The 12,245-nt window shown below is 58.4% G+C and carries 12 protein-coding genes; 9 read left to right on the top strand and 3 right to left on the bottom strand.

All coding sequences use genetic code 11. The features are described from left to right. Window positions 1–849 (top strand): YadA-like family protein (locus tag AB1724_08990; GenBank protein ID MEW6077934.1); only part of this gene is annotated, 849 nt, incomplete at its 5' end. A gap of 47 nt (window positions 850–896) precedes the next feature. Here AB1724_08990 and AB1724_08985 read toward each other — a convergent pair. Together AB1724_08985 and AB1724_08980 are read right to left on the bottom strand one after the other, a co-directional pair. Continuing rightward, on the bottom strand, window positions 897–1,877 hold the full coding sequence (locus AB1724_08985) for an electron transfer flavoprotein subunit alpha/FixB family protein (GenBank protein ID MEW6077933.1): 981 nt from the start codon (window positions 1,875–1,877) through the stop codon (window positions 897–899). Between the two features lie 11 nt (window positions 1,878–1,888). After that, window positions 1,889–2,665, bottom strand: a complete 777-nt coding sequence (locus tag AB1724_08980; GenBank protein ID MEW6077932.1) for an electron transfer flavoprotein subunit beta/FixA family protein — start codon at window positions 2,663–2,665, stop codon at window positions 1,889–1,891. Between the two features lie 130 nt (window positions 2,666–2,795). Between AB1724_08980 and AB1724_08975 the strand changes: the two genes are divergently transcribed. From AB1724_08975 to AB1724_08940, 8 genes are all read left to right on the top strand, one after another. Beyond that, the gene (locus AB1724_08975) at window positions 2,796–3,506 is read left to right on the top strand and encodes a histidine phosphatase family protein (protein MEW6077931.1); all 711 of its coding nucleotides are present in this window, start codon (window positions 2,796–2,798) and stop codon (window positions 3,504–3,506) included. 184 nt (window positions 3,507–3,690) lie between these two features. Beyond that, entirely contained in the window at window positions 3,691–4,890 is a 1,200-nt protein-coding gene (locus AB1724_08970) for an acyl-CoA dehydrogenase family protein (protein MEW6077930.1), read from the top strand. Between the two features lie 9 nt (window positions 4,891–4,899). Then, window positions 4,900–5,589: a TetR/AcrR family transcriptional regulator gene (locus AB1724_08965; GenBank protein MEW6077929.1), complete on the top strand. Its 690-nt coding sequence runs from the start codon at window positions 4,900–4,902 to the stop codon at window positions 5,587–5,589. Between the two features lie 55 nt (window positions 5,590–5,644). Continuing rightward, window positions 5,645–6,712 (top strand): phosphotransferase family protein, encoded by a 1,068-nt coding sequence (locus AB1724_08960; protein ID MEW6077928.1) that lies wholly within the window; start codon window positions 5,645–5,647, stop codon window positions 6,710–6,712. A gap of 266 nt (window positions 6,713–6,978) precedes the next feature. Beyond that, window positions 6,979–7,848, top strand: coding sequence for an amidohydrolase family protein (locus tag AB1724_08955; protein MEW6077927.1), 870 nt, complete (start codon window positions 6,979–6,981; stop codon window positions 7,846–7,848). Between the two features lie 20 nt (window positions 7,849–7,868). After that, window positions 7,869–8,630, top strand: coding sequence for an SDR family oxidoreductase (locus AB1724_08950; GenBank protein MEW6077926.1), 762 nt, complete (start codon window positions 7,869–7,871; stop codon window positions 8,628–8,630). A 200-nt stretch (window positions 8,631–8,830) separates the two neighbouring features. Continuing rightward, the gene (locus tag AB1724_08945; GenBank protein MEW6077925.1) at window positions 8,831–9,922 is read left to right on the top strand and encodes a patatin-like phospholipase family protein; all 1,092 of its coding nucleotides are present in this window, start codon (window positions 8,831–8,833) and stop codon (window positions 9,920–9,922) included. Window positions 9,923–9,970: 48 nt separating this feature from the next. Then, window positions 9,971–11,260, top strand: a complete 1,290-nt coding sequence (locus AB1724_08940) for an FAD-binding oxidoreductase (protein MEW6077924.1) — start codon at window positions 9,971–9,973, stop codon at window positions 11,258–11,260. A 332-nt stretch (window positions 11,261–11,592) separates the two neighbouring features. Here the strand turns inward: AB1724_08940 and AB1724_08935 are convergent, their stop codons facing one another. Next, entirely contained in the window at window positions 11,593–12,171 is a 579-nt protein-coding gene (locus AB1724_08935) for a nuclear transport factor 2 family protein (protein ID MEW6077923.1), read from the bottom strand. Window positions 12,172–12,245: the final 74 nt, after the last annotated feature.

Raw genomic sequence — 12,245 nt, 5'->3', positions numbered from 1 at the left:
TCGGCCAACACTTACACGGACGCCGCCGCGGCCGGCACCCTGGCCTCGGCCAACGGCTACGCGGACAATCGTTCGGCCGACGCCCTGGCTTCGGCCAACGGGTACACGGACAGCCTCATCGCCGTCAACAACACCGGCGGGTATGCCGATCCTGAAGCCAACGGCGACAATGCCATGGCTGCCGGTTCCGGGGCCGTGGCCTCGGCCGCCAATTCCCTGGCCGTGGGCATGAACGCCCGGGCTACGGGCGCCAACGCCATTGCCATCGGCAGCGGGGCCGTGGCCACCGGTTCGGTGGCCGTGGGTACCGATGCCAGCGCCGGGAACGGCGGATCGGCCGTGGGCGATTATGCCACGGCCACGGGGGAAAAGAGCGCGGCCCTGGGCCAGGGCGCCACCTCGACCGGTGAAAACTCCGCGGCCATCGGGTCCAATTCTACTGACGACGGGGCCGACAATGTCGTGTCCGTGGGGTCGCAGGGCAACGAAAGACGGATTGTCTACGTGGATTACGGCGTGGACGCTTATGACGCGGTCAACGTCTATCAGGCCCAGTCCTATGCTTCGGCTACCTTGGCCTCGGCCAACGACTACACCGACGACCGCATCAATGACCTGGACCAGGAAGCCAACCGGAGTATTGCCGGCGCCATTGCCATGTCCCGGGCCTTCCTGCCGCTGGCTCCCGGAGAATCGGGCGTGGCTATGGGGTTCGGCAATTCCCACGGCAAGAACGCCGTGGCCCTGTCGGTTCAGCATTACACCACGAGGAACATTCACTTAAACCTGGGCACCAGCATGGCCGGCGGCAATGTCCAGACCGGCGGCGGCATCGGGCTGAAGTTTTAGGGAACGGTGGTGATAAAGGTAACGTAGAGACAAGGCATGCCTTGTCTCTATCGATTTTCGTACATATCCGCCAGGACCGGCAGGAAGGTCGTGACATCTTCCACCACGCAGTAGTCGGCCACGGAAAAGATGGCGGCGTTGGGGTCGGTGTTGATGGCCGCGATCCACTGGGAGTCTTTCATGCCGTAAACATGCTGCTGGGCGCCGGAAATGCCGCAGGCGAGATAAAGTTTGGGGGCAACGGTTTTGCCGGTGGCGCCGACCTGGCGGGAGTAGGGCAGCCATTTGAGGTCGCACAGGGGCCGCGAGGCCGCCACCGCGGCGTTGGGAAAGAGCCGGGCCAGGCGGTGGACCAGTTCCAGGTTTTCCCGGTCGCCGATGCCGCGACCGGCGGCGATGATGATGTCCGCCCTGTCGATGCCCGCGTCCGTGTCATCGGCGGCGGTAATGGTCAGGGGTTGATAAGCAACGGCGGTGTTCTCCACGGACCGGACAATTATTTCCGGATCGGCCGTCAGGCCCGGGTCGTCCGGCGATTTAGAAAAAGCGCCGGGCAGGGCGGTCAGTACCACCGGTCCGTCGGTCGCCCTGATGTCCATGGCCAGTTTGCCGTTGAACAGGGACCGCTGAAAGATGATGTCATCCTCGTCCGCTCGCAGGTCGCTGATCCCCGAAACGCAGACGGCGTTGGTTTTAACCGCGGCTCTGGCCGCGGCCTGACATCCGGTAGCCGTGTGCGGGAAACAGATATAATGAAAGGACTGCCGGGCGGCCAGATCGGACACGACGTCGGCCAGCAGCTCCGGGTTGGGATAGCACAGCGACGGGTGCTGAATCACAAGCGCCGGCCGGCCGGTCTTGGCCGCGAACTCCCCGGCCGGTCCGACGATATCGCTGCCGGCAATCAGAAAATTCGCCCGGCCGCCGGTAATGGCCGACAGGCGGGCGGCCAGGCCGGACAGCTCGGCGCTGACCGGCGCTACCTGGTTGTCGATTGTTTCCGCTACCAGCAGGATATTGTTTTTCATCGGTCATCCTTTCATATCAGCGATTTCTGATGCAGCAGGTCAATCAGGGTGCGGGCTTTTTCCTCGATGGTCCCCTGAATGAACTCACCGGCCCCGGTTTTAGCGGGCAGGAAGACGGACAGGGGGTGCTGCCGCGGTTTCGGCAGTTTCGTTGATTCCGGAACGATCGTCCGGATGGCCTGTGACTTGGCCCGCAGGCGGTTGGACAGGGAGGCGTACCGGGGCTGGTTGATGCCCGACTGCGTGGTGATAACCGCCGGCAGCGGCAGGCGCACGGTTTCGCGCAGGCCGCCGGCCAGTTCGCAGACCGCGGTCAGGCTCCGGGTTTCCGGAGCCATCGTCAGGTCGACCACCGCGGCCGCGCAGGGCAGGCCGCACATGGCCGCGGTCATGGGCCCGGTCAGGCTCTGCATGCTGTCTTCGGACATGACCCCGAAGAGAATCAAATCATAAGCTTCGGTTTTGACAAATTCCGCGATATGAAAAGCCGTTTCCTCGGCCGGCACAAAGCCGTTCTCAGGGCTCAGAATATGAATGGCATGGTCCGCGCCCAGGGCCATGGCCCGTCGCAGGGTGACTTCCGCGCTGCCTGGCCCCAGGGTCAGGACGTCAATGGTAACGCCCGTAAACCGTTCTTTGATCCGGACGGCTTCTTCCACGGCAAATTCGTCAAAATAGTTCATGTGAAAACGGGTGTCTTCGTTCTCCGCGATCCACAGGCGGTCATTGCGGATGTCGATCTGCTGCTCGATATCAATGACGTGCTTGACGCAAACAAGAAGTTTCATGGCATTTTCTCTTTCGTTTTGTTCATATTACCGCAAGGAGCTGACGGTTACAACAAAAAAACGAACGTTCGTTAGATTTTTATTGACAACGCAAATTATCGGCCTATGATGAATAAAAACAGGAAACCGTATGAGCACGATCTACTTCATCCGTCACGGCCAGGCATCCTTTGGAAAGGAGAACTACGACCAGCTTTCCGAACAGGGGATGATCCAGGCCGGCCGGCTGGCGGATCACCTGCTGGAAAGAAAAATTGTTTTTGACACGGTCTATATCGGGCCCCAGGTCCGTCACCGCCAGACCGCCGAACCCTATCTGTCAAGGTGCCGGCTGGCCGGCATCAATCATTTTACCGTCACGGAGATGCCGGAACTGGCGGAGTATGATTTCGGCGGCGTGCTGCGAACGCTGGTTCCGGTCCTGGCCGCGGAGAGCGAATCCTATAATAATGATGTGGCCGCCATGTTCATCGACGGACGGGCCTTCCAGCGCGTGTTCGAAGAGGCGGCCCTGCGCTGGGTCAGGGGCGAATATTCAGCGGCCGACCTGATGTCATGGGATGAATTCTCTTCCCGGGTCAACCGGGGCATCGACAAGATCCTGGACCAGGACGGGCGCGGCCGGCAGGTGGGCGTGTTCACGTCCGGCGGGCCGACGGCGGTGGCTGTGCAGCGGGCCCTGGCCCTTTCCGGAGAGATGACCATGCGGGTGAACTGGCAGGTGATCAACTGCTCCATGACCCGTTTTAAATGCACGCCTGAGGCGATGATGCTGGCGTCGTTCAACGAGCACGACTGGCTGGCTCATCCGGAGAAGGAGAATCTCGTTACGTATCGGTGATGGCTTCGTTAAAAGCTCAATATCTGCGTTGCGCTGCATCCCTCGGGTGCTCACGTACGAAAAAGTACGTTCCGCCCCTCGGGATTTGCGCGCCTTGATCTTGAACTTTTAACAAAGCCATCAGGATCACGCTATTTGTCAGGTGTTTGTTATTAATAACGAATAATCAATTTGGGAGGAAAACATGGATTTTGAAATATCGGATAAGATGAAGACCATTCTGGAGATGATTCACGAGTTCGTGGAAAAGGAGCTGATGCCCCTGGAAGCGGAGTTCGTGACCCATGATTTCAAGGAAATGGTGCCGGTGCTGGCGGAAAAACGGGCGATGGTCAAGAAGATGGAACTGTGGGGTCCGCAGATCCCGACGGAACTGGGCGGCATGGGCCTTTCCCTGGTGGATCACGGCCTGGTGTCCGAAGCCCTGGGCGGCTGCCCGCTGGGCCATTATGTTTTCGGCTGCCAGGCGCCGGACGCCGGCAACATCGAGATCCTTCATCTGCACGGTACGCCGGAGCAGAAGGAACAGTATCTCAAGCCCCTGGTCGAGGGAAAGATCCGCAGTTGCTTTTCCATGACCGAAGTGGACCTGCCCGGCTCCAATCCGGTCATGCTGGATACCACCGCCGTCAAGGACGGGGACGACTATGTCATCAACGGTCATAAATGGTACACCACCGCCGCTGATGGCGCCAAGTTTGCCATCGTCATGGCCGTCACCAACCCGGAAGCACCGGTATATCTGCGGGCCAGCATGATCATCGTGCCCACGGACACTCCCGGCTTCAACCTGGTCCGCAACCTGCCGGTCATGGGCGAGAAGGGCAGCGACTACGCCAGCCACGGCGAAATTCTCTATCAATCCTGCCGGGTGCCGCGGAAGAACCTGCTGGGGCCGGAAGGCCACGGGTTCGTCATCGCCCAGGAACGGCTGGGCCCCGGCCGGATCCATCACTGCATGCGCTGGCTGGGCATCAGCAAACGCTGCTTTGACATGATGTGCCGCCGGGCCAACCAGCGGCTGATCCTGCCCGACGGCCAGACACTGGCCACGCGCCAGATCGTCCGTCAATGGGTGGCCGATTCAGCCGCGGAGATGCAGGCGGCCCGGCTGATGACCCTGCACGCCGCCTGGAAAATCGACCGCTACGGCCAGAAAGAGGCCCGCGACGACGTCTCTTTTATCAAGTTTTACGTGGCCAACACCATGCTGCGGGTGATCGACCGGGCCCTGCAGGTGCACGGCGGGCTGGGCATGACCGATGACACCATTTTGGCGTTCTTCTACCGTCATGAGCGGGCCGCCCGGATCTACGACGGCGCCGATGAAGTCCACAAAATGTCCGTGTCCAAGCGGATCCTGAAAAGTTACCAGGGTAAGTAGCAGACTAAAATGACGTACGCCGACTTTAAAGACAAGGTCATGCTTTCCATGGAGGATATCTGCCGGGATATCTTCCGCGAGAATCGTGCCGCCATCAAAGTGAAAAAAGAGGCGGTGGTGGTGAAGAATCTGGTCAATATCTATAACGCCACCCTGAGCCTGAGCAACAAAAAGGGGTTCCACTCCATGAGCCTTCGGGAGCTGGCCCGTGAAACCAATTTAAGTCTGGGCGCGCTCTATTCCTATTTTTCCAATAAGGAACAGCTCCTGGCCGTTATCCAGGAGCAGGGCTATCGGATTACCGGAAAACTCCTGGAAGAGGAAATCGGCAAAAAGACCGAACCCGTGGAAAAGCTCGACATCGCCATCCGTACTCATCTGTATCTGAGCGAAGCCATGCAGCCCTGGTTCTACTTCTTCTTCATGGAAGCCAAAAATTTGAACAAAGAGGAGCAGAAGAAGGTGATCGCCAGCGAATTGTATACGGAAAAGGTCTTTGCCGATATCCTGGCCGCGGGCGTGACAGCCGGACGGTTTACCACCGGCAACACCTTGCTGGCGGCGTCGCTGATCAAGACCCTGCTTCAGGACTGGTACCTGAAACGGTGGAAATATACGAAAAGAAAAATCAGCGTGGATGAGTATGCGGATTTTGTCGTCAAATTCGTCGAACGGGCGTTGGGGGTAGTTATAAAGTGATTAAGTTTTAAGTGATTAAGTTTTAAGTGGTTAAGTTATTAAGTGAGGGGAGACGATGAGTGTCATCGATCAGCCGAAAACGGTAAGGGAGGGTGAAGACCTCGATATTATAAAGGTCGAAACCTATTTAAAGGATACCATCACCGGTCTGTCGGGAGAGTTGACGGTCAGGCAGTTTCCCAGCGGGTTTTCCAACCTGACCTATTTACTGAAAGTGGGTGATACCGAACTGGTGCTGCGTCGTCCGCCCTTTGGCCGCAAGGCGAAAACCGCCCACGACATGTCCCGGGAGTACCGGATCTTAAAGGCCCTTCATCCGGTCTTTCCTTTTTGCCCGGAAGCGCTGGCCTTCTGTGACGATCCGGAGGTCCTGGGGTGCGATTTTTACGTCATGAAGTGCGTGCGGGGGATCGTGCTGCGCAAGAACATTCCGGCCGAGCTGAACATGGCGCCGGAGGCCGTCCGCAAACTGTGCGACAACATGATCGATATTTTGTGCCGTTTACATGCCGTTGATTACCAGGCCATCGGCCTGGCGGATTTCGGTAAGCCGGAAGGGTATGTCCGGCGGCAGGTGGAAGGATGGAGCCGCCGCTATCGCGATGCCCGCACTCCGGACGCGCCGGATTACGAGAAGGTCATGGCCTGGCTGGCGGACAACATGCCGGCGGATATCGATACCCCCTGCATCATTCATAACGATTACAAGTTCGACAACCTGGTGCTTAACCCGGACAACCCTCTGGAGATCATTGGCGTCTTTGACTGGGAAATGGCCACCCTGGGCGATCCCCTCATGGACCTGGGCTCGTCCCTGGGATACTGGGTTCAGGCCGATGACCTGGAGGAGCAGAAGCTGATTCGCATGCTGCCGACAACCGCGCCGGGTATGATGACCCGGCGGGAGGTGGTGGCGGCTTATCTTGACAGGAGCGGCCGCAAGGTCGATAATTTCAACTTCTATTTCGTGTTCGGCCTTTTCCGCCTGGCCGTGATCGCCCAGCAGATCTATTACCGCTTTTATCACGGCCAGACCAAGGATGAGCGGTTCGGCCTGCTCATCGCGGCGGTGGAGGTGCTGGAGAGGGCGGCCCTCAAGGCCATGCAAAACCCGGAATTCTGATGGCGCGGTAGAAAGCTCAATATCGGCGTTGCGCTTCATCCCTCGGAATTTCATCACGCCACAGGCGTGACTGCATTCCTCGGGATTTGCGCGCCTTGATCTTGAACTTTTTACCGCGCCATCATATGCTGAATGGTCAGCCTGACAGGATAAGACGTCACTATGTAGCGGAGGGCTTCAGCCCTCCATGATAAATGGAAGGCTGAAGAACTTCCGCTACTTGTTATCGTCACCTTTTACGTGAGCCATGCGGGAGGAGGGAAACCATGATCATCGATTGCCATGCCCATCTGGAAGAGCGGCTGCTGCCCGTTGATCTGCTGCTGAAAAAAATGGATGCCTGCGGGATCGACAGGACCGCCCTCATGGCGCCCATGTGCGATCCCATTCCGGAGACCGGTCCGCTGCTGATCAAGCTGTTTCATTTTCTGCTGACGCATGCGTCCTTGCGTTGGGCGGCCCGGTTTATGGCGGCGCGTTTTACCCCGGAGGGCGACATCAAGCTGCCGGCCGGCGCCTATTCCATTTATCAGGATCCGGACAATGCCCTGGTGTTTGAGGCCGTGGACAGGCATCCGGACCGTTTTTTCGGCTGGATATTTGTCAACCCGCGGGGGAATGTTGATCCGGTCAGGGAATACGAACGCTGGAAGGACCATCCCGGCGCCATCGGCGTCAAGGCCCATCCCTTCTGGCACCGTTACGCTCCGGAGGCCCTGGTCCCGGTGGCCCGGGCGGCCGCGGCCGACGGCCGGCCCTTGCTGATTCACGTCGGGTTCGGTGAACACGGCCGGTTCGAGGATCTGGTGACGCAGGTGCCCGGCCTGAAACTCATCCTGGCCCACGCCGGCTTTCCCGAATATGCCGATACCTGGCGGAAAATAGCGGGCAACCGGAACATTCTGGTGGACGTGTCCCAGACCAGTTACGTGGGCAAGAAGATCCTGGCGGATGTGGTCCGGGCCCTGGGCGTGGACCGGTGCTGCTATGGCACCGACTGTCCCTTCGGTTTTCATGATGAGCAGGGCACTTTTGACATGTGCCGGATAAAGAAAAGAATTGAACGGCTGCTGCCCGATGCCGCTGACCGGCGGAAGATACTGGGCGATAACTTCGCGGCGTTTGCGAACATATAATTTCATTCAGGAGGTAACAGATGGTTGATTTTTCATTAAAGGACAGGGTGGCCCTGATCACCGGCGCCAGCAGGGGGATAGGGGAGTCCATCGCGCTGACGCTGGCCGCCAACGGCGCCCAGTGTATTCTGACCGGCCGCAAGATCGATCCCTTGAATAACGTGGCGGACAAGATTAAAGCCGCCGGCGGTAAGGCCGAAGCCCTGGCCTGCCATGTCGGCGACATGGAACAACTCAATGCTCTTTTCCGGCACATTAAAGACAAATACGGTAAGCTGAATATTGTGGTCAACAACGCCGCCACCAACCCTTATTTTGGCGAAATGCTCAACGCCGAGGAGTGGGCCTGGGACAAGACCAACGACGTCAATCTCAAGGGGCCGTTTTTCATCATTCAGTTCGCGGCCCGGCTGATGATCGAAACCGGCACACCGGGTTCCATCGTTAACGTGTCGTCGGTCAACGCCGTGCGGCCGGCGCCCATGCAGGGCATTTATTCCATCACCAAGGCCGGCGTTGTGGGCATGACCAAGGCCTTTGCCAAGGAACTGGCCGCCAAGAACATCCGCGTCAACGCCCTCCTGCCGGGCCTGACCGACACCAAGTTCAGCGAAGCCATCATCGCCAACAAGGCCATTCTGGATTATGCCGTCGGCGGCATTCCCATGGGCCGCATCGCCCAGCCGGAGGAAATGGCCGGGGCCGTGCTGTACCTGGTTTCGGACGCGTCGTCTTTTACCACCGGCAGTTGTATTACCTGCGATGGCGGCATGCTGGCTTAAGGGCTTGTGAGGATTCAAGGGGCCGAGGGTTCGAGGGGTCGAGGGGCCAAGTGAATGTAGGGGCGGCCTTCAGGCCGCCAGCGGAAACGGGAATCCTGAAGGTTTCCCCTACGCAGGCTTGATGCCCTTGGCATAGACCCGTAGAGGCGCCCTTCATATATGCCCATAGATTTGTGAAGCATCCGAGAGATAATACTGATATGTCGAAAGACCTTCTTTTTTTCGCCGGGAAAAAGGCCCTGTCCATCATCCGCGAGGAGGGGCTAAAGCCCGGGCGGGTGCAGGTGGTAACCGGCGCTGCGGGCGGCCCCAAGTGGCTGGTCCTCTATGGCTTAAACCGCTTACTGTTCACCCGGTTTTTCGCGGGTAGAAGTGATCCGCTGCATCTGATCGGCTCCTCCATCGGCGCCTGGCAGTTTGCCGCCGCTTCCGTCAGGGATCCCGGAGCGGCCTTTGATCGCCTCAAAGAGGCCTACATCCATCAGCGCTACGAAACCAAACCCACTCCGGCCGAAGTGTCTCGGGAAAGCGAACGGGTGCTGGCCGGGTATATCGGCGACGATGAAATCCGCCAGGTCCTGGCTCATCCGTTTTTCCGGCCGGCCTTCGTGACGGCCCGGTGCGCCCGGGCGGCCCTGGCCAGTGAAACTCCCTTGCGGCAGATCCCCGCCCTGGGCCTGGCCGCCGCCGGCAATGCCGTATCCCGCGCTTCGCTGCGGCTATTTTTCCAGCGGGTCCTGTTCCAGCATCCGGCAGCCGACGGTTTCTGGAACGGGCTTAACGGTTTTTCCGATCGCCGCGTGACCTTAAGCCAGGAAAACTTCCGCGCGGCGGTCATGGCCTCGGGCTCCATCCCCCTGGTCATGTCCGGTGTCAGCGACATCCCGGGCGCGCCGTCCGGCGTTTACCGGGATGGTGGCATCATCGATTATCACATGAACCTTCCCTTTCCCTGCGACCCCGACCGGATCGTGCTCTTTCCCCATTATATTCCCAGGATCGTTCCGGGCTGGTTCGATAAAAAGATCACCTGGCGGAAGCCGGTCCCGGCATGGCTGGACAACGTGCTGCTGGCGGCGCCGTCGCCGGATTTTGTGGCCGGCCTGCCCTACGGGAAAATATCCGACCGCAACGACTTCAAGCTTCTCCACCGCCGGGATGAAGAGCGGTTCCGTTACTGGGAGACGGTGGCCGGCCAGAGCCGATTGCTGGCCGATGACTTTGAACAAGCCGTTGCTTCAGGCGACATCCGGGACCGGGTCCGGCCTTTTGATTTTTTTAATGCGGCCTGAAGGCCGCCCCTGCAAGGCGAGGGAAATATATCCGGAATGAGGAAGGCCATGTTGCTATCCGGTTGGGGGCGATATCCCCGCGTTGAGGCGCAAGGCAGCTTCTATGAAACCGAAGATGAAGCCGCGGCCCTGGTGTCGGCCGGGCACCCCTGGATTGCCCATGGCGCCGGGGGTAGCTACGGGGACAGCGCCCTGAACCGGGAGGTGATTTTCACGCGGCATTACCATCGGCTGATCGACCTTGATGAAGGCCGGGGCATTATCCGTTGCGCCGCCGGCATGACCCTGGCGGAAATCATCGACCGGACCCTGCCCCGGGGCTGGTTTCTCAAGGTCACGCCCGGCACCAGGAAGATCACGGTGGGCGGTGCCATTGCCGCCGACGTTCACGGTAAGAATCACCACCAGCAGGGGTGCTTCAGTTCGTCTGTCCTTTCTTTCCGGCTGATGCTGCCGGACGGCCGGATCATGACCTGCGGCCGGCAGGAAAACCCCGACCTGTTCCGGGCCACCTGCGGCGGCATGGGCCTGACCGGCCTGGTCCTGGACGCCGCCCTGCGGCTGGTCCGCGTTAACAGCGCTTTTATTCGGGAACGGACCATCCGCTGCCGGGGGCTGAACGAGATCCTTGAAAACCTTGAACACCATCAGGCCGTGCCGTATTCCGTTGCCTGGGTCGACTGCCTTGAGAAGAACGGCCGCGGCCTGGTCATGCTGGGCGAACACGCCGATGACGGCGACCTGAGCCGGCCGCCGCCCCGCTCCCTGTCCGTTCCGGAGCGGTTCCCTTCGCCGCTGCTCAACCGGTTTTCCGTCCGCCTGTTCAACCGGCTCTATTTCCTGGCCGCGGGCCCCTCCGCCCGGACCCGCCGGGTATCCCTGGACCAATTCTTTTATCCCTTGGACCGCCTGGATTCATGGAACCGCCTTTACGGCCCCTCCGGCTTCATTCAATACCAGTTCGTGCTCCCCGACGAAGCCGGGACCGCGGGGCTGCGCGCCGTGTTCGGAAAAATGAGGGATGAAAACGTTGGCCCGTTTCTGGGCGTGCTCAAACTGTTCGGGCCCGCCAACGACAACCCCCTGTCCTTCCCCCTGAAAGGGTGCTCCCTGGCCCTTGATTTTCCCATGCATCCCCGTCTCTTCCCCTTCCTGGACGAGCTGGACGCCATCGTCATCGCTCACGGCGGCCGGCACTACCTGGCCAAGGACGCCCGCATGAAGGCCGGGGTTTTTGAACGGGGCTATCCGGAAGCGAAAAACTTCAGAAACATCAGGCAACGTTACGGCCTGACGGAAAAAATCAACTCCCTCCAGTCGCTGCGGTTGCACATTTAGCCTGTAGTTTGGGGTAGTTTGGGGTCGGACCAAGCCAATAGTCTAATTATAAAAGATAATCATGGGAAACGTAGCTGTTTTCTACCTTTAAAATATCTTTTTTAATGGTAAAAACATTACTTTAAGACTCCTCATCTTTTTCGCGAGAAGCAAAGACCTGTCATTATACGAGACCACATCTTTGTCTACCGTTTATGAAATGAAAAGGTTTAGATTGCTCTTTTTAGGGCCAAAAATATCATTTTAAGCCTTGTTTTACAGCTATTTTTGGTTGTATTTTGTTTTAGATCAGTCTGTTAGACCGGTCCGACCCCAGCTACCGGAATAGGAAATTAAAAACGACTTTTGATCCAGGCGATGACACGGCCCAGGACCGGAATCTGCTCATAAATCAGCGAGGTGTCCCAGTAGTCCTGGTGAAATACGATTTGCCCCCGGTCATTGAATCGTACATGGGACATGCCCACGGTCTCGATAACTTTTTCAAGGTCCCGCTCGAGGATAAGGTGCATGATCCAGCGGAAATAATATTCGCCTTCCGAGTCGACCACATCCGCTATTTCAAAACGGCAGGAATGAACACTTTCAACGCTTCTCAGAAAATAGGCCTCTATGGCGTCCAGTCCCTGAACGTGTTTAAACCCGTCGGCGAAAAAGGCATCCGGCGCATACAGTTCCCGGACGCCGGCGCGAATGTTTTCTGGTGAAAAAACAGCGTAAAATTTCCGGAATTTTTCGATTGCCTCCCGGGAGGCGTTCGTGTCCGGATTAAAACCCGGAGAACGGAGCGGATCCGTATCCTGCAATATGTTCAGGTAATCCGTTGAAATCTGGAAAGACCGGTGTTTCGGGGAACAACCGATCAAACAGAAGGCTGAAATGATCAGCAAAAGCCATAAACGATTTTTCATACTTAAATGCTCCCAGTTATTTTAATCCCTGCCCGTTAAACATGATGGCTTGGTAAAAAGCCCAATATCTGCGT

Source organism: Thermodesulfobacteriota bacterium, from assembly GCA_040753795.1.
In the GTDB taxonomy this organism is placed as follows: Bacteria; Desulfobacterota; Desulfobacteria; order Desulfobacterales; family Desulfosudaceae; genus JBFMDX01.
Note: the sequence above shows the minus strand (reverse complement) of the source record. Positions and strands in the feature narration are given on the sequence as shown.